This window comes from Streptomyces sp. NPDC003720 (assembly GCF_042875075.1).
Taxonomy (GTDB): Bacteria; Actinomycetota; Actinomycetes; order Streptomycetales; family Streptomycetaceae; genus Streptomyces.
Map to the genome: position 1 here is coordinate 700,056 of NZ_JBIANZ010000002.1, position 16,423 is coordinate 716,478.

Genomic DNA, 16,423 nt, shown 5'->3' on the forward strand with positions numbered 1-16,423 from the left:
CCCAATCGTGGACTCACCGTGACTCTGCGCCCCGAGCCCCTCGATCATGGCACTCGGCGCAGTGCATCACACGCGATGTCAGAGACACCGGGGGAAGCGATTTCAGCTCTTCCCTGTACGACGTCGCTCGGACGAGGCTCAAGCGTGTGGTCGGCCGCGCGCTCCTGGGTGGTTCGGCCGCGCGCTCCTGGGTGGTTCGGGGCGAGCCCTTTCACCGGCGCGCGGCCGTCACCGCATCCGGGGTGCCCCGGGATCAGCCCAGCCGCTTCAGCAGCTCCTGCGCCACCCCCGCCGAGGAGGCCGGGTTCTGACCGGTGATCAGATTGCGGTCGACGACCACGTGCGGCGCCCACGGCGCGGCCGTCCGGACGTCGACGCCCGCCTCGGTCAGCCGGTCCTCGAGCAGCCACCGGACACGAGGGGCCAGGCCGCCCTGCGTCTCCTCCTCATTGGTGAAGGCGGCCACCGGGCGCCCGGCGAAGGCGTTCGCCCCGTCGGCGCGCACCGCCGCGAGCAGCGCGGCCGGACCGTGGCAGACGACGGCGAGCGGCTTGCCGGAGTCGAGGGCCGCGACGAGCAGCCGCCCCGAGTCCTCGTCCACGGCCAGGTCCTCCATCGGCCCGTGCCCGCCGGGGTAGAAGACCGCGGCGAAGTCGTCGAGGTCGACCTCCGCCAGCTTCACCGGCTCCCGCAGCTCGGTCATCTCCTCAAGGCCGCGCGCGATGTCGTCGGCCCGGTCCTGGCCGCCGTTGACCTCGGCGGCCAGGCTCGCCCGGTCGACCGGGGGCAGCGTGCCGCCCGGCGTGGCGACGACGATCTCGTGGCCGGCGGCCTTCAGGGCGCGGTAGGGGACCACAGCCTCCTCGGCCCAGAAGCCGGTGGGGTGCTGGGTACCGTCGGCAAGGGTCAGGCGGTCGGCGCCGGTCAGCACAAAAAGAATCTTCGTCATGGTCGTCTTCTCTCGGTAAGTGCGGCTTACGGGCAAAACGTAGGCGAGCCGACCCATAGGCAACCAATGAAGTCCTGGATGACAGACATTGGATCCTCTATGGGTCACTGAGGCCCGGGCGCGCGGAATACTCGGCCGTGTGGACACCCCCTCGCTCGACCTGAACCTGCTGCGTACCTTCCTCGCGGTCTACCGCTCCGGCTCCTTCACCGGCGCCGCCCGCCTGCTGGGCCTGTCGCAACCGACGGTGACGACACAGATGCGCACGCTGGAACGGCTGAGCGGGCGGGAACTGTTCGAACGGCTGCCGCGGGGGGTCACTCCGACGCCGGTGGCCGACGAACTGGCCGCCCGCGTCGCCGCACCCCTGGACGAACTGGCCGCAGTGGCAGGCCCCGACCCCCTGGAAGGCGCCCGCCCGGAACCCGTCCACATCGCGGGGCCCGCCGAGTTCCTGTGCACGCAGGTGCTGCCCGCCCTCGCACCGCTGATCGCGGAGGGCGTACGGCTGCGGGTGGCCACCGGCCTGACCGAGCTCCTGCTCGACGAGCTGCGAGCGGGCCGCCACGACCTGGTGATCGCCACCGCCCGCCCGCGCGGCCGAACGCTTCACGCCGTGCCCCTCACGGACGAGGAGTTCGTGCTGGTCGCCGCCCCGGTCTGGGCCGAACGGCTGGCCGGCCGGCTGTCCGCCGAGGGCCCGGCCGCCCTGCAACCGGTCCCGCTGATCACCTACGCCGAGGACCTGCCCATCGCCCGCCGCTACTGGCGGCACGTCTTCGGTCAGCGGCTGTCTCGCACCGCCGCCGTCACCGTGCCCGACCTGCGCGGGGTGCTGGCGGCGGTGGTCGCGGGCGCGGGATTCTCCGTTCTGCCCCGCTATCTGTGCGCGGAGCCGCTGCGATCCGGTGCACTGGTGGAACTGCTGGAGCCCGAGGACGCGCCGATCAACACCGGCTTCCTCGTCCAGCGCCCCGGCGCCTCCGACAACCCGGACGTGGTCCGCGTCCGCGAACTGCTGGTGCGGGAGGGGCGGACCTGGTGAACCCGGCCGGGGTGGTTCCTCGCAACCCCGGGGGCGGCCGGGCGCGCGGGCGTCACCCGGTGAGTGAGTGGGACATCTGGTACGCCAGCCTGCGGTCGGCGCCGTCCCCGATCTCCGTGAGCACCTCGTCCAGCTCCATGAACCACTCCCAGGCGGCCCGCCCGTCGGCGCCGGCCAGCAGGGCGACGATCAGGTCCTCCAGTTCGGTGACGCGCTTGTTCTTCCAGATCTTGTCGGCGAGGCTCAGTGCTCATCACCCGTGGCACCATGGCGAACATGACCGGCGCCGGCGACTGGCGCAGGCACGTCATGCTCCTGCTCGAGGGCATCCGCGGCCCGGAACGCTGACCCGGTAAAGGCGGCAACACCGCATGCCGTCGCGCCGGACGAGTGGGCCGACCGATGGAATGCGTGTAGTGATCTTGGCGGAATGTGCGCAGTGATCGCGTGGATCGCTCACTGCACCGCGTTGGTCACTCGGAGCATGGTGATCGGATTCCGGTGTGTACCAGGAAGGTGATCACGTGACGACTTCCGCAGGGCCCGACCCAGAGGCCCGCTTCGGCGCCTACGTTATGGGGCGAAGAGGCCTGAGATGCCCGTGCTCGCGGACAGAAATGGCATGGGTCGTGCTGGTCCTGCTCGCGACCGCGGTGCCCGTGGGCTGGTGTGGCTTCCAGGACTTCAGCCAGGCCCTGACTTTCGCGGGGTGCGTCACCGGAGCGGCCCTCATGATGGCGGCTCTCATCATGCTCGTGGGCGTCGGAGCGGTCGTGGACTGCTGGCTCCGCGGGCCGACTTCCAACTTCCGGGTGGTCGCGCTGATCTCCACCGGCGTGGCGCTGTTGACGAACGTCCTGCTCGCGTTACAGGCATGGAACGACGGCGAGAAAGTCGTCTACCAAGCGCTGTCCATTGTACTCAGCGTAAGTTCGCTGTCCGCTGTCGCCCTGGTGTGGCGAAGGCTGGATGAGGTCCCCACTCCGAAGCGGGTGGCTGCGGCGCTCATTATCTCCACGCTCGTAGCGGTCGCCAATTTCAGCTACCAGTACCTTTTCCAGCCGTACCGACGCGAGGCCACCCCTCTCGTGCAGCTCAGTCCGGGCAAGGCAGTGCTCAGCGCGGACGGCAAGGTGCTCTCCGTGCCGGTCGACATCAAGCTCGTGAATCACAACGACATGGGCTTCTACGTGCTGGGCGCCGAGTTCCATGCCATGGGAGAGGACGTCGCGGTGAGCCCGAGGGACCAGGCCTCGGAGAAGTGGCGACGGGACGCCGAGCAATGGGCTCAATACAGGGAAAAGCACCCGCTCACCCGCAGGGAGGTCTACCAACCGGGCAAGCTGGTGGCGGCGCAGCCGTGGATGCTGCCCGGATACTGGGTCGAGGCGAACGACGAGTTGCTCACGCGAACCGTTGTTCAGCTTCCCAGCAACACGGACTTCGACAAGCTGACGTTCTACGCCACCTTGAACCTGGCGCGTAAAGACCGGCTCAGGATGGATCAATTCGCAGGTTTCAGCTACTCCTGGCGGGGCACCGCTGTACCCCCATGGATGAAGAAGGAGCAGAAAGAGAAAAAGTTCGACACCATTATTCAAACGGCCAATATGCAAGAAAACAACGCGATTGATCAATTCACGAGACACAAACGCCGCATCACTACCTACTGGTCTTTCGGCGTACATGGTGTCGACGTTGTGCCGGTCATCGCGCCGGTGGGCGAGGAGAACCGCACCTTCTCCGAGCAGACGAACCGCGAGGTCCGGAGCCGCTACGGCCTGCTCGACGTCCTGGCGGGCCCGGTCGAAGTAACGCTCGACGAGGTCAAGGGCCGACGCTGAAAACCCCTGCCGCTTCGCGGGCATCCACCCGTCCACGGGACCCCGGCCTCCGCTCGTGCCTGGCTCCGCAGCGTGGAGTCCGGAGAACCCATCCGCCACCCTGCCAGTGAGTCTCAGCCCGCCGAGCGGGTGACCGCGGCACCCTGGCGCAGGGCGCGGGGGATCTCGGCGACCTCGTCCCCGCCGGCCTCGGCCTCACGGTAGAGGTCGTTGAGTACGCACGCCGCCACCGCCAGGTTCATGGCGCAGATCGAAGTGACCGGGCGGGGACTTCGGACTCCTGGTGTCGGCATCCTGAGCCCGAAATTGGCACCCACCCTGCAGGAACGGCGGCTCGCGTCACCGTAATTGGATGGCGCGTATCGAACCGTGCGCCCACCCTGGTTCCCGTGTCAGAACCCAAGTACCAGATTCGAGCCCTGCACACAGAGTCCACGGTCACCGTGTACCAGGCTTACGCCCAGGAGATAGGCCTCCCGGCGGCCCGGGAGGGTCGTTTCCCGGCGGTGTGGAAGCGGGACCGTATGACGTGGATCAAGCCGTCGTTCCTATGGATGATGTACCGCTGCGGCTGGGGCACCAAAGAAGGACAGGAGACCGTCCTCGCCGTCGAGATCTCCCGTGACGGCTTCGAGTGGGCACTGGAAAACGCCTGCCTGTCCCACTATGAGCGCGGGCTCCACGCCGACCGCGCCGCATGGAAGCACCAGTTGAGGAAGGCCCCGGCCCGGGTGCAATGGGACCCCGAGCGCGACCTGCGCCTTCAGCCGCTCGCCCACCGGTCGCTGCAACTCGGCCTCGCAGGCGAAGCCGCGCGTCTCTACGCCGATGAGTGGACCGTCTCCATCACCGACGTCACACCGCTCGCCCACACGATCCACGCGCACGTACGAGACGGAGACCTGGACGCCGCACGGCAACTCCTGCACAGCGAACGCCCCTACCCTGTGAACGACCAGACCCTGAATCACCTTCTCCGATGAGAGCGGCTCCCACGGATATCGAGGCGTCGGTGCCGGTACCGCACTGTAGAGGGTTGTTCCGCAGGGAGCTGGAAACTGCTGGAACCCAGAGCCATGAGCAAAGTAAGGAGAAAGAGTGATGCCACACCCATCATGACAGGTCGTAGTGGCATTTCGTAGGAGGAACGGCACAGCTGACCACCCTTGTTCGGCCCTCTCCCGGACACTCAGAATCTCCGTCATGAATCACACGGGGAAAATCGACCAAGACGACGTCCTGCGAGCCAGAAATGCGTTGCTCGGGACGGGGCGCCGCACCGCGCGCGAGGAGGTCGACGCCTACAGGGTGCTCGCCCAGGTCGGTCCCGCCTCGTACCTGCCGCTCCTGGTCAGGGCGTTGCACCGCCTCAGCTATGACACCAGCACCGGAACAAAGCATGCCGCCTGTCTCGCGCTGTACGAGGAGGCGGTGACCGCGGCACGGTCCATCGATCCCGCCGAGCCGACCCGTGCGGAGGTTCTGTACAGGGCTCTCGACGCATGCCAAAGCGAGCTGTACATCCAGGGGCGCAGCGCCGAAGGACTCGCCATGCGTGCGGAGATGCTCGCCATCGGCCGCGCCCGAGCCGAACTGTCCGGAGATCCCGTGGTCAAGGGGCTACGTGAGTGGGCCGCCGGCCTTGCCGAGGAAGGCCGGTACGCCGAGGCTGCCGATGCCATGACCGAGTTGGTCTCGGCGCTCCTGCCCGACGGACCCCATCAAGGTTCTCTCGCCTGGTCGCTCCTGGATTGGATAGGCGCTCTCCATGACGCCGGCCGGGCAGACGAGGCACTCGCCGCGTTCGGGAGACTCGTCAGTTTGGAAGCCGACGAAGCGGCGCACGACCGCGGCCCGATGGCCTGCCACCTCTATTCGCTCATCGGGTACGCCCTGATGCTGGACACCTATGGCCGAGGCGCACAGGCGACCCTCGTCCGGCAGGAGGCACTCGCCTTGCTGACGGAGTTGGCCGACACCGGTGAGCGGAAGGTCTGGAGTGGCTATCAGTCGTCCTTCTGGGCGGTGCTGTTGTCCTTCTCCGGCACGGAGAGCGATCGGCCCGCGCCCGGTGAACCGCGTCTCGACTCAGGGGCGGCACCCATGCCCTGGTCGCCCGATGCCAGGCGACGTTACGTCGACGGCCGTCACGCTCTCCGGGAAGCGGTGGACTCCCTTGCGGTGCGAGCCATGGAGAACCCGGACGAGGATTTGGCCGAACTGGTCCGGCTGCAGAGGGCCTTCACCATCCGCTCCGCCGTGCACTGGGAGCACCGCACCCATCAGTTCGCAGAGCGAGTGCGCCCCCTGTTCGACGACGGAGTGGGTCTGGCCCGTCGCCTGTTTCAGCACGCTCCGGCGGACGGAGCGCGAGCGTTGGCCAGAGCGCTGATCGACCGATCGACCTTCCATGCGGCAGCCCACGAGTTCGGGGCCGCCCTCGACGACTTCCGGCAGGCTCTGAGCCACCTGCAGGAGACTCACTGACCCAACGTCCGCCGGGGGCCGGGACATCAGTGCGGCCGGCCCAAGGCACGAACGTCCCGGTTCTGTCCCAGCGGGCGCCGGTCCCCGACAGGCGGGGGAGGGGCGTGGCCGGTGGTGGCATGCGATGCCACGGCGCGCGTGTAACAGGCATGTACCCAGCGGTCGGCCGGGGGAACGGCTCGCCGTGCCCGACCCCTCCTGTTGGTCAGAAACGCTCGCCGGTACCGACTGACACCAACGCGTACGGAGATGTGCAGGACGGTACCGAGCGGCCGGTGCCCACAACCGATCCGAGGAACAGACGATGCGCGTTCACAAGCTCACCCTCGCCGCTCTGGCAGTCGCCACGAGCCTTTCGCTCACCGCCTGCCAGGAAGGCGACGGCGGCACGACGGGACGGAACGAACCGTCGGCCGCGTCCACCGCTTCTTCTTCGGACAGTGGTAAGGGCGCGGGCAGCGGCTCCGGTCAGAGCGGCGGCGCGCAGGGTTCCGACGGCACGGGCTCCGCCGGAAACAGCTCAGCGGGCAAGGGCTCCTCCGCGCAGGGCGCGGCCGCGGGCGGCGGATCCGGCGCGGCGGACAGGACCGGCAAGGCCGCCAGGTGCCGTACCGACGAGCTGGAGATCACGGCGGTGGACAGCACCATCGACGGCGATCCCGACCGCACCGTCGCCGTGACGATGAAGAACCACGGTGGCCGGGACTGCACGATCTCGGGGTACGCGGGAGTCGACCTGAAGCTCAGGGAGGGCTCGCTGTCCGCGAAGCGCACGGGCGAGAAGGCCACCTCGTCGGTCCTCAGGAACGGGCAGTCGATCGCCTTCGGCATCCACTACCCGTCCAACGACTCGGGCGGCTCCGGCGTCCGCGTCACGGGGCTGCAGGTGACGCCGCCCAACGAGACCCGTACGGTCACCCTCAAGTGGCCCGGCGCCGCCACGCTGCCCGTCACGGACGGCACCGCCTCCCAGGTGACGGTCGGCCCGGTGGGCAGCGCCGGCCAGGGCGGCTGACCATACCTCCGAGCACCAACGGCGCGGGGCGGCGCGCGGCTGACCGCCGCCTCCCAGGAGACAGCGGCCAGTCCCGCTCCGTTCCCGCGCGCGGCAGGGTCCGTCCGACGACGAGGCCCTAGCCTCTACCGGCCGGCGGGTCCGCGTAGACGCCCCGCAGCATGCCGGTGGCCTGCCCCACTTCGATGAGGTAGCCGTCCGGGTCGCGCAGGTAGCACCGCACTTCGGCCTTGCGATCGATGGGCGGCGTGAGGAATTCGGCCCCCTTCGCGCTCCACTCTCGGTGACATGCCTCGATGTCGGCTACGCGGAGGTTGAGGAAGCTGCTGACCGTGCTCGGGTCGGAGGGCGGCCGCAGGGTGACGTCCGGCTTGTCCGGGGTGGGGCCGCCGCCCGGATTCATGATGATCCATCCGTTGGCGAGCTTGATGGTGCAGGGGTTCTCCTCGAGCACCACCTCCCCGCCGAGCACGTCGGTGTAGAAGGCGCGAGACCGGTCCACGTCGGCCACCGTCAGGAAGTGAGTGAGGAGAAGCCCGGAATCCGGGGCAGGAAAACCCTCACGGTGCATGCAAGGCCTCCAGATGAATGGGGTGTTTCCACACATAGTGGACCGACGGGCGTCCTGAGATACGGATGAACACGGCCTGAGAGCTCGCCGCGTCGGCTGCAGCGGTCAGTCAGTTCTGCTGCGGGGAAACTCCTGCCAGGTGCACTGTCAGGGGCGTCCGGCACACTGCGCCGTATGAACTCGGTTACCGCACACGACTACGCCTGGATCCGCACCTCGCCACTCTTCCGCCACATGATGAAAAGCGGATACACCCTGACACTGATACGGGGGAGGAGCCCCCAGGAGGTGCTGCGCGCGATGGAGGCGGAACCGCGCGGCACCGGGGAAGGCACGGCCGGGCTGATCAACGCCGACGACGCTCACCGTGGCGACGTGGATCACGACTACTGGGACGATTCCTACGTCGCGGGCGCCTTCGAAGCCCCGGGCGAGAGCGGCGACTGGACAGTCGTCCTCGGCTTCGACGGCGGCCTCGGGCTGCCGTGTGCGGACACGCTATCGGTGGGCGGCCGGGTCGTGGCGCACTCGAGCAACGGCGGCAAACCCATCCACCTCTTCCACTGGTTCGAGGACGGCGAACTCCGTACGACGTTCGAGGGCCCCTCGGCGCGCGATGGCAGCAGCCCCGATGAACTGATCGCCCTGTTGCGGCAAGTCGGCTTTCCGTTGACCCCCGAGGGGGAGCACGACGAGAACGCCCCGGGCGTCGACGGGAAGGCGGCGGTCCTCGCTCTGACCGAGAGGCTCACCGGCATACGCGTTACCGAATCCCTCCTTCAGAATGCCACGTACGAACTGGGGCTCGTCCCCGAACAACCTGCCGAGGAGTGGACCGGCCTGGTCATCGACATCACCGATGCGAACGGAGAGCGGCTGTACAAGGAATGGACCTACGAGGAGGTAGCAGCGGCTACCGACCGCGCACGGGCGGAGGCGAACGCGCCGGTGGTGATCACGTACAACGAGCCTCTCACTCAGGACCGTTCGGAGCATGAGACGGGTGAGTAGCGAACGTGCGCGTGGCGGGCGCCGGCTTGCCCAGGCTCTCGATTCTCGGGGCGCTCCGCGGGAGATGACTGGCCATAGCGCCTCAGCGAGCCGCCGGGATGAGGGCTGTGCGGTCGAACGGGCCGCCATGTGAGGCCGCGTACGAGACCGCGTCGTTGACCGCGTCCAGGCCGAACGACCGGACTCGTTCGGGGGCGAGGTCCAGGGTGCCCGAGGTGAGGAGCCGGATGATGCCGACGTTCGCTGTGCGCGGGTACATCCACTGGCCGCGCACGGTGATCGAGTTGCGCATGATCCATGGGTAGGGGAGCGCGAGGTCGTCACCACCGAGCATGCCGACGCCGCCCATGAGGACGACGCGGCCTTGCTCGCGCACGGTCATGGCTGCCGTACGCGCCGCCGAGCTGGGTGCGCTCGGCGGCAGCAGGTCGATCACCATGTCGATCGGACCGTCGGCCGCCGCGCACATGGCCGCGCGATCGCCGGCCTCGTCCCCGGTGAGCGTGACCGGGCGCACGAGCGGTCCGAACCGGTCGGCGAGGAGGTCGAGCGCGGCCTGGTTGCGGCCCGGGGCGACCACGCGGCCCGCCCCCATGGCGATCGCCACCGCGACCGCGCTGCTGCCGAGGTTGCCGGTGGCCCCGCTGACGAGCAGCGTCTCACCGGCTGCGAGCCCGCCGGCCAGCAGCCCGCCGTAAGGGATGACGTGCACGCCGAGCGCGGCCCAACGGGCCGGGTCGTCCCCGGCCGCTGTGGGGAGCGGGAAGACGTTCTCCGTCGGGACCCTCATGAGCTCGGCGAACGATCCGTCGTGCAGGTACCGGGCAAGGCGCGCGCCGCCCTCGCCGCGGGAGCTCCAGCCCTGGAGCGTGATGTCGGGCGTCAGGGCGTCGTCCCGTGAGCGCACCGTCGAGTCGCACCACACCAGGTCGCCGGAGCGCAGCCGGGTGGCGTCCGGGCCCACGTGGACGATCCGTCCCACGCCCCCGATCCCGGGCACGACGGGAGGGACCAGAGGGTACTTCCGCTCGCCGCTGAAGACCTCGGCGGCGTAGGGCGCCACGGTGGCGGCGAGGACCTCGACCACCACCTCGCCGCCGCCCGCCTCCGGGGCGGGAACCTCCCGCACCGTGAGCGGGGCGCCGAACCCCGTCAGAACTGCTGCTCGCACGTGATGACCTCCGTGTTGGTTCGTCGAGATCGACACTAGGAGCCCGACAGGCATGCGGGAAGCGACGATCAGGCATCTGTGGTATGCCTCTGGCGCATGGACATCTCCAGCGCAGGCCTACGGGTCCTGCGGCAGATCGCCGAGTCCGGCAGCTTCACCGCAGCCGCCACCCGGCTCGGCTACACCCAGTCGGCGGTCTCACGCCAGGCCGCCTCCCTCGAACGAAGTGCGGGCGCCGCCCTGTTCGAACGCCGCCCCGACGGTGTGCGGCTCACCCCCGCGGGTCTGACTCTGTTGCGTCACGCTCGCACGATCCTGGACTGCCTGACGGCTGCCGAGCGCGACCTCACCGGCACCGTCCCGCGGACCGAACTGGTGCGGCTCGGGCTGTTCCTGAGCGCGGGCGCGGCCCTCCTGCCTCCCGCGCTCACCCGCCTCGCGGCGACCGACCCGCAGATCACGGTCACGACCACCGAGGGCACCACACCCTCCCTGATCCGGGCACTGCGCGCGGGCTCGATCGACCTGGCCGTACTGACGTCCCGCCCGCCTCACCGGCCGCTGGACGGCGAGGCGCCGCGCCTGCACGTCGAGACCGTCGCGGACGCCGAACTGGTCGTGGCGGTGCCCTCGACCGGAGAGTTCGCCGGCCGCACCGCGGTGCACATCGACGAACTGGTCGACGCCCGGTGGATCGCCACCCCGGCGTCGAACGCCGAACCACTGCTCGGCGTCTGGCCCGGCCTGCCCGGACGGCCGAACATCGTCCACACCGCACGCGACTGGCTGACGAAGCTCCAGCTGGTCGCCGGCGGCTTCGGGGTGACCACGGTGCCCTCGCGACTCTCGCCCGTGCTGCCGCCCGGGGTGAGCCTGCTGCACGTCGAAGGGGCACCGCCCGAGATCCGCCGGGTCCTCGTGGCCCGACTCCCGGGGCGCCCCACCTCGGCGATCACGGCCGTCACCCGAGCGATAGCCTCGACCACCTGATCCGCGCCACCGAGGCCGTCGGTTTCGGTGCAGGAGCCAACGGAGGCCACAGCGTGAGATGACGCCCGATCCTTCTGCCGACGCGGTGCCCCCTGACACTCCACTCGTGAGGGCCCTCCGACCGTATGGAGATGGCGCCCTCCTGCCACCCGCCCGCCCGAGGCGGCTGACCCACCTGCCAAATTCTTTGCCTGACCGAGCAGTTCACACCTAGCGTGCAAGCGCACAGGAACGGTGCGCCGGGGCAGCGCACCACACGCACGAGGGGCAACCGCCGTGGGAACCATGGTCTCGGTCAGGGGCTGGCTGCAGTGTGACGACGGACAGCTGGCCCAGATCAAGGAGATCGTGGAAGCGGACGATCCGGAGCGCACCTACAGCGGTGGCTGGGCCTTCCCCGCTCGGCAGTACAACAACGTCAGGTGGGCCTTCTACGGGGGCGACATCCGCGCCGTGTCCCTCGACTGGTTCGAGGAGAGGTTGCGTCAGATAGCCCGAATACCGGCCTCCTACCAGGACGAGGAGTACGACGAGAGGCCCCGGGGCCTGTTTCTGGTCAGCCACGACGTCGACGGCATGAGCGAGTGGAGGGTCCAGAACGGCGGATTGGTGATGGGCCCTCCCGATGGGGACTACCGCTACCTCGACGCTTAGCCGGATCACGAGACCGCCAGCTCCGGAGCACGGTCACCGCACAGAGGTCCCATCGGGGCGATCACCGAGATACCGATGCAGTATCTCCGGACTGTCGGGAGTGAAGGTCCACTCCTGGAGGATCCGCGGCAGGTCGGACTCGTTCAGCCAGCCGTGCCAGGCGACTTCGCCCGAGTTCGGCATGACAGCCCGCGGAACGACGGCATCGCACACCCCGAGCCAGTGAGGGCTCAGACCGCTTCGGTTGAGGAACTTGAACCGGTAGCGCACTGCCACCGACACCCCCAGCTCCTCCTTCAGTTCACGGGTGGCTGCCTGCTCATAAGACTCCCCGACTCCCAAAGCCCCGCCGATTCCGACCTCGTAGCACCCAGGGAATCTGGACACCTGATCAGCACGCCGATGGACGAGGATCCGACCCTGCCGGTCGTGACACACGGCCACGGCGATCCGGTGCAGCCAGCCCTTTCGGACGGCGTCCCTCCGGCTCACCGGCCCCAGCGCGCGGTCCTGTGCGTCAACGCGTTCCACGACTTCGTCCACGGTGCACACGATCGCAGAGCCCACTGACAGCAGCCCTCACGGCGCAGCCATCACAAGTCGCTCACGACAAACACAGAGACATCTTCGCGACTGGATGCGACCTGCCGAGATCATCCGGCCCATGATCGATGCTGCGGGTCAGACGGCTTGGGCGGCGGGCCCGCGCGGCCTCACATCCGGGCTCTCAGCACGTCGACCTCACAGCCCGGCGCGAAGGGGTCGAAGCCGTGCTCGGTCAGCCAGCGAACGATCAGCAGGCTTCGCAGCGACCACCACGCGTGGATCACCTCGAGGTCGACGTCGACGCCGTACCCGGCGATGACGTCGTCGAGGTGCTCCTCGTGCCCGAGCGTGAAGGTGGCGAGGTCGTACAGGGGGTCGCCCCGGCCCGCCTCGGACCAGTCGATGATGCCGGTGACCTCGTCGCCGTCGACGAAGACGTGGTCGATCTGCAGGTCGCCGTGCGTGAACGCCGGAGTCCAGGGCCGGAGCGCGGCCTCGGCGACCTGGCGGTTGCGCGTGACCAGGTCGGCGGGCAGGACGCCGTTCGTCACGAGCAACTCGCACTCGTCGTCGAGTTCCGCCGCCAGCGCGACGATGCTCCGGCCGGCTCTGCCGGGCCGGGCCGGCAACGGCGCGTCATGCAGCTTCCGGATGGCGGCGCCCGCCGCGGCCCACGCCGCCGGCGACCCGGTCGAGGGGCCGCCGAGGCGCCCGAGCGTCGTCCCTGGGAGAGCGGCCATCGCGAGTACCGGCGGTTTGCACCACAGCACCTCCGGGGTCGGAACCGGCGCCAGAGCCATCGCCTCGACCTCGACGTCGATGCGCCCCCGATCGGCGTCCACCTTCAGGAACGTGTCGCCGACGCGTAGGGTCGCGCGCTCGGAATGGGCGACTACGACTTCGACCTCGTCCATGGCCGACCAGTATCCCGGGGATGACCGCCGACGGGCACCGGGTCGACCGGGTGCAGCACACCCTCTACGACGCCGGCGCCGGCCCTCGACGGCAAGTCGAAGGTCCGGGCCGGCCGGGGTTTGGGCTTGGCAGGTCAGCGGATGTGGCGGTGCATGGTGACGGTGGGGGCGAAGTTGGCCAGCGGGTCGGTGGTGCCGCTGGTGCGGGGAGCGCGTGCCGCTTCGCGGTCGAGGATGGCTTTGACCTGCCGGGCGAGTTCGTCGGCGTGGTGGGTGATCTGGTCGATGGGCAGGCGGGACGCCCTGAGGGCGTCGACCTGGCGGTTGATGCCGTTGAGTTCGCTGCGCGCCTGGCGGCTCAGGCTGAACTGCCGGGGGGTGGCCACGACGAACTGGTAGGCGGCGGAGACGGTCTCGCAGGCCGGGCAGTGCTCATTGACGGACCTGCTGATGTTGGTGGCGTTGATGAGGCGAGCGTTGCGGCCGGCTGTCGTGACGATCTGGTAGGAGAGCGCGACGGAGCGGCAAGGGTTGTTCAGTGAGCAGCCGGCGGAGACGGCGGTGGCGCGGTTGTTGGCGGTCACGGCGATGGTGGGGCCGTACTCGTGGATGGCGAAGGAACTGTCGGACTGGTTCACGTGGGTCCTGTCGGCGTGGCTGAGGGCGGTGTCGACGGCGATGGCGACCTGGTGGGCGAAGCCGGTGCGGTTGGGTGTGGCGCGTGCTGTGGTGGTGGCGGCGGTGATGGCGAGGCCGGCGGTGACGACGGCGCCCAGCCGGACGGCCGTCGTGCTGCTCTTGGGGGTGCGGGGCTTGCGGTGGTGCATGGTCTTCTCCTGCGAAGGGATGCGTGACGTGGTGTCAGGACTGGCTGCGGTTCGACGGCGTGGTCGCCGTCGGTGAGGGCGAGGTGGGGGGAGGCTGTGAGGGTGAGGAGGTCTGGGAGGGGGTTTCGGTGGGGGTGCGAGTCGGTGATGTGCTGGGCCGTGGGCGGGTGGGGGTGGCGCGGGGCGACGTCGTAGGGCTGGGTGTGCGGGTGCCGGGGGCCTCGCTTGCCAGGGGTGTGGTGGAGGGTGTCGCCGTGGGGGTGCGCTGAACGCCCTGGCTTGGACGGGGAAGTTGTACGGAGTGGCTTTGGCCGGATGTGGCGGCCGGGGAAGGACTGCTGGCGGGGCCGGCGGTGGCCGATTGTGTGGGGCTGGCGTCGGGGGTGCGGGTGGGTGTGCCGGGTTGCAGAGCGGGGGTGGCGGGGGCCGCTTGAGGGAGCGGCTTCGGGGTGAGGCCCTGGATCCAGGCGGTGGCGAGGACGGCGCAGCCCGCGACGGTGGCGGTGGCCAGCGTCAGACGCATCAGGGGTTTTCCCCGGGTGGCTTTGGCGGCGGCGCGCCAGAGGCGGGTGGTGATGCGGGCGGTGAGGTAGGCGCCTCCCGCCAGGGGGCACAGCAGCATGACGGTGCCGACGACTCCGACCAGCCCGGCCGCCGGGTGCCCGTCGGTGAACGCCGCGATGGTTCCTAGGACTTGCTGGTGCAGGGCGCGGGCGGCGGTGGCGACGAGACGGGGCAGGTTCCACAGGGCGTAGGCGGCTTCGGCGAGAAGCAGCGGGACCATGGTGAGGACCCACGCGGTGATGATGGTGCGTGCGGAGCGTTTGAGCTCGGTTACCTGTGCGGCGGCGGCGCGGTGGCGTCTGCCGGGGAGCAGGCTGAGCAGGATCGGTTTGATCTTGCCGTAGAGGTCGGGTACGCCGGCGAGGTCACCGAGGATGTAGTAGCCGTCAAGGCGGACGGCGGGCATGAGCTGTTCGAGGACCTCGAAGTGGGCGAGATAGACGGCGGCGAGGAGGAACGGCTGGCCGGTGAGGAGATAGGCGGCGGTAAGGGCCAGCATGAAAAGGACGTTGAAGTAGACGCCGCCGAGTCCGGTGCGCAGCCGGCCGGCTCTCCCGACCCGATAGACGTCGGTGACGTCGGTGTACATGGACGGCCAGATGAGAAAAATGCCGCAGCCGATCTTTCCCGGTACCGCTCCGCTGTAGCGGCAGGCGGATGCGTGGCCGAACTCGTGGAAGAGGAGGGACGCCACGGTCAGCAGGAAGACGATGAGCATCCACAGGGGTTGTTCGAGTACCTGCAACACGGCGGTCATGGCGCCGTGGACGGCGAAGAGCCAGACGTCCATGACGACGGCGCCGGCCAGCGTCAGTGCCACGACCGAAGGGCGGTGCAGCCAGGCGAGGGCGGCGGCGATACGGGCCACGTGCCTCTCGTGGAAGATCGTCCTGTGGCCGCGCAGGGCCAGCAGCAGATCGGAGCGAGGTGCGGCGATCTCAGCGGGCTGCCCGTGAAGGGGGAGGGTGATACCGAGCGGGGTGAGCTTGTGCTCCACGAGATGGAGGACGTTGTCGGTGGTGACTTCCTCGCCGTAGCGGCCGCTGACCCGGTGGGAGATGGCCTCGGCGTCGCGGATGCCGTCGATGCTGGCGACGACGAGGTACAGCAGGCGGGAGAGTTGAATCATCTGTCCGTCACCGCGGCGGACGATGTACCGGCGTTCGGTGAAGCCTGATCCCTGGTACTCACCGAGAGTCTGCAGACCCTGGCTCGGCCGCGGCACGGGCGCGCCCTGCAGGGGTGCGGGGGTATGGGCCGTCGCGAAGGGTGCGGAGTGCGCCGAGTCGTCGGATGCGTGACCGTCGGGTGCGAGGGGGGCGGCTGCCTGTCCGGGGATCTGTCCGGGGTGTGGAGAGTGGGCCTGCAGGGTGGCGCGGCTCTGGTCGTCGGACGCCGGCATGGTCTTCTCCTGGGCGCGGTTGACGGTTGGACACATGGGCGTGGTGTGGGGCGGGGGTGGGTGGGGCCGGGGTTGGGTGTTTGTCGGTTCGGTCCGGGCCCTTGCTTCGGCCCGTCGGCCCTGAATTCCGGTCCGGGCCGCGGCCCGGCCTTGGCTTCACCCGGCCCCGGCCCTGGATCCCGGTCCGGGCTGCCCCGGCGTGGCTTCGGCCTGACCCGGCCCCGGCACCGGTCTCGGTCAACTCTGTTTTGTGTCTTGGGTTTTCGTTGTCGGGGGCGGGGTGTCGGGGGTGGGGGTGTTACTGGTGGATGTTGATGGTTTGGGTGGTTTCGGATTGGGCGGTGGCGTAGGGGGAGCACTGGTTGAGTGCGGTGGATTCGTTGTGGGCGTTGATGTGGGCGGTTTTCTTGGTGATGGTGGTCAGTTTGGTGAG

Annotated in this window: 16 protein-coding genes; 8 read left to right on the forward strand and 8 right to left on the reverse strand. The window is 69.2% G+C overall.

Annotated features, from left to right (window positions below; all coding sequences use genetic code 11):
- Positions 1 to 253: 253 nt before the first annotated feature.
- Entirely contained in the window at positions 254 to 949 is a 696-nt protein-coding gene (locus ACFYU0_RS08805; RefSeq protein ID WP_389298859.1) for a type 1 glutamine amidotransferase domain-containing protein, read from the reverse strand.
- 139 nt (positions 950 to 1,088) lie between these two features.
- On the opposite strand from ACFYU0_RS08805, the gene ACFYU0_RS08810 reads away from it, so the two are divergent.
- Both ACFYU0_RS08810 and ACFYU0_RS08815 read left to right on the forward strand, forming a co-directional pair.
- Positions 1,089 to 1,994 (forward strand): LysR family transcriptional regulator, encoded by a 906-nt coding sequence (locus tag ACFYU0_RS08810; RefSeq protein WP_389298861.1) that lies wholly within the window; start codon positions 1,089 to 1,091, stop codon positions 1,992 to 1,994.
- A 629-nt stretch (positions 1,995 to 2,623) separates the two neighbouring features.
- The gene (locus ACFYU0_RS08815; protein WP_389298862.1) at positions 2,624 to 3,838 is read left to right on the forward strand and encodes a hypothetical protein; all 1,215 of its coding nucleotides are present in this window, start codon (positions 2,624 to 2,626) and stop codon (positions 3,836 to 3,838) included.
- A gap of 113 nt (positions 3,839 to 3,951) precedes the next feature.
- On the opposite strand, the gene ACFYU0_RS08820 is transcribed toward ACFYU0_RS08815, so the two are convergent.
- Entirely contained in the window at positions 3,952 to 4,080 is a 129-nt protein-coding gene (locus ACFYU0_RS08820; RefSeq protein WP_389298864.1) for a hypothetical protein, read from the reverse strand.
- Positions 4,081 to 4,227: 147 nt separating this feature from the next.
- On the opposite strand from ACFYU0_RS08820, the gene ACFYU0_RS08825 reads away from it, so the two are divergent.
- The 3 genes from ACFYU0_RS08825 (at position 4,228) to ACFYU0_RS08835 (ending at position 7,340) form a co-directional block, all read left to right on the forward strand.
- A complete protein-coding gene (locus ACFYU0_RS08825; RefSeq protein ID WP_389298866.1) occupies positions 4,228 to 4,821 on the forward strand; it encodes a DUF4291 domain-containing protein in 594 nt (197 codons plus the stop codon).
- Between the two features lie 220 nt (positions 4,822 to 5,041).
- Positions 5,042 to 6,325: a hypothetical protein gene (locus tag ACFYU0_RS08830; RefSeq protein ID WP_389298867.1), complete on the forward strand. Its 1,284-nt coding sequence runs from the start codon at positions 5,042 to 5,044 to the stop codon at positions 6,323 to 6,325.
- A 304-nt stretch (positions 6,326 to 6,629) separates the two neighbouring features.
- Positions 6,630 to 7,340 carry a DUF4232 domain-containing protein gene (locus tag ACFYU0_RS08835; protein WP_389298868.1) on the forward strand — a complete coding sequence of 237 codons (711 nt, stop codon included), beginning with the start codon at positions 6,630 to 6,632 and terminating at the stop codon, positions 7,338 to 7,340.
- 118 nt (positions 7,341 to 7,458) lie between these two features.
- On the opposite strand, the gene ACFYU0_RS08840 is transcribed toward ACFYU0_RS08835, so the two are convergent.
- Positions 7,459 to 7,911 carry a VOC family protein gene (locus tag ACFYU0_RS08840; protein WP_351673597.1) on the reverse strand — a complete coding sequence of 151 codons (453 nt, stop codon included), beginning with the start codon at positions 7,909 to 7,911 and terminating at the stop codon, positions 7,459 to 7,461.
- Between the two features lie 174 nt (positions 7,912 to 8,085).
- On the opposite strand from ACFYU0_RS08840, the gene ACFYU0_RS08845 reads away from it, so the two are divergent.
- Positions 8,086 to 8,922 carry a DUF6461 domain-containing protein gene (locus ACFYU0_RS08845; RefSeq protein WP_389298871.1) on the forward strand — a complete coding sequence of 279 codons (837 nt, stop codon included), beginning with the start codon at positions 8,086 to 8,088 and terminating at the stop codon, positions 8,920 to 8,922.
- An 82-nt stretch (positions 8,923 to 9,004) separates the two neighbouring features.
- Here the strand turns inward: ACFYU0_RS08845 and ACFYU0_RS08850 are convergent, their stop codons facing one another.
- Positions 9,005 to 10,093 (reverse strand): alcohol dehydrogenase catalytic domain-containing protein, encoded by a 1,089-nt coding sequence (locus ACFYU0_RS08850; protein WP_389298872.1) that lies wholly within the window; start codon positions 10,091 to 10,093, stop codon positions 9,005 to 9,007.
- A gap of 96 nt (positions 10,094 to 10,189) precedes the next feature.
- On the opposite strand from ACFYU0_RS08850, the gene ACFYU0_RS08855 reads away from it, so the two are divergent.
- Both ACFYU0_RS08855 and ACFYU0_RS08860 read left to right on the forward strand, forming a co-directional pair.
- Entirely contained in the window at positions 10,190 to 11,083 is an 894-nt protein-coding gene (locus ACFYU0_RS08855; protein ID WP_389298874.1) for a LysR family transcriptional regulator, read from the forward strand.
- A gap of 285 nt (positions 11,084 to 11,368) precedes the next feature.
- Positions 11,369 to 11,737: a hypothetical protein gene (locus ACFYU0_RS08860; RefSeq protein ID WP_351673611.1), complete on the forward strand. Its 369-nt coding sequence runs from the start codon at positions 11,369 to 11,371 to the stop codon at positions 11,735 to 11,737.
- A 33-nt stretch (positions 11,738 to 11,770) separates the two neighbouring features.
- On the opposite strand, the gene ACFYU0_RS08865 is transcribed toward ACFYU0_RS08860, so the two are convergent.
- The 4 genes from ACFYU0_RS08865 to ACFYU0_RS08880 all read right to left on the reverse strand — a co-directional run bounded on the left by ACFYU0_RS08865 (position 11,771) and on the right by ACFYU0_RS08880 (position 15,717).
- Positions 11,771 to 12,280, reverse strand: coding sequence for an NUDIX domain-containing protein (locus ACFYU0_RS08865; protein ID WP_389298876.1), 510 nt, complete (start codon positions 12,278 to 12,280; stop codon positions 11,771 to 11,773).
- A gap of 170 nt (positions 12,281 to 12,450) precedes the next feature.
- The gene (locus tag ACFYU0_RS08870; RefSeq protein WP_389298877.1) at positions 12,451 to 13,197 is read right to left on the reverse strand and encodes a phosphotransferase family protein; all 747 of its coding nucleotides are present in this window, start codon (positions 13,195 to 13,197) and stop codon (positions 12,451 to 12,453) included.
- A gap of 134 nt (positions 13,198 to 13,331) precedes the next feature.
- Positions 13,332 to 14,024, reverse strand: a complete 693-nt coding sequence (locus tag ACFYU0_RS08875; RefSeq protein WP_389298879.1) for a hypothetical protein — start codon at positions 14,022 to 14,024, stop codon at positions 13,332 to 13,334.
- Positions 14,025 to 14,058: 34 nt separating this feature from the next.
- Positions 14,059 to 15,717 carry a hypothetical protein gene (locus ACFYU0_RS08880; RefSeq protein WP_389298881.1) on the reverse strand — a complete coding sequence of 553 codons (1,659 nt, stop codon included), beginning with the start codon at positions 15,715 to 15,717 and terminating at the stop codon, positions 14,059 to 14,061.
- Positions 15,718 to 16,423 lie beyond the last annotated feature (706 nt).

Excerpts from the sequence above, each read along its gene's own strand:
- ACFYU0_RS08805 (WP_389298859.1), bottom strand. The coding sequence starts at position 949 with ATGACGAAGATTCTTTTTGTGCTGACCGGCGCCGACCGCCTGACCCTT.
- ACFYU0_RS08820 (WP_389298864.1), bottom strand. The coding sequence starts at position 4,080 with ATGAACCTGGCGGTGGCGGCGTGCGTACTCAACGACCTCTACCGTGAG.
- ACFYU0_RS08830 (WP_389298867.1), top strand. The coding sequence starts at position 5,042 with ATGAATCACACGGGGAAAATCGACCAAGACGACGTCCTGCGAGCCAGA.
- ACFYU0_RS08835 (WP_389298868.1), top strand. The coding sequence starts at position 6,630 with ATGCGCGTTCACAAGCTCACCCTCGCCGCTCTGGCAGTCGCCACGAGC.
- ACFYU0_RS08840 (WP_351673597.1), bottom strand. The coding sequence starts at position 7,911 with ATGCACCGTGAGGGTTTTCCTGCCCCGGATTCCGGGCTTCTCCTCACT.
- ACFYU0_RS08845 (WP_389298871.1), top strand. The coding sequence starts at position 8,086 with ATGAACTCGGTTACCGCACACGACTACGCCTGGATCCGCACCTCGCCA.
- ACFYU0_RS08855 (WP_389298874.1), top strand. The coding sequence starts at position 10,190 with ATGGACATCTCCAGCGCAGGCCTACGGGTCCTGCGGCAGATCGCCGAG.
- ACFYU0_RS08860 (WP_351673611.1), top strand. The coding sequence starts at position 11,369 with ATGGTCTCGGTCAGGGGCTGGCTGCAGTGTGACGACGGACAGCTGGCC.
- ACFYU0_RS08870 (WP_389298877.1), bottom strand. The coding sequence starts at position 13,197 with ATGGACGAGGTCGAAGTCGTAGTCGCCCATTCCGAGCGCGCGACCCTA.
- ACFYU0_RS08875 (WP_389298879.1), bottom strand. The coding sequence starts at position 14,024 with ATGCACCACCGCAAGCCCCGCACCCCCAAGAGCAGCACGACGGCCGTC.
- ACFYU0_RS08880 (WP_389298881.1), bottom strand. The coding sequence starts at position 15,717 with ATGATTCAACTCTCCCGCCTGCTGTACCTCGTCGTCGCCAGCATCGAC.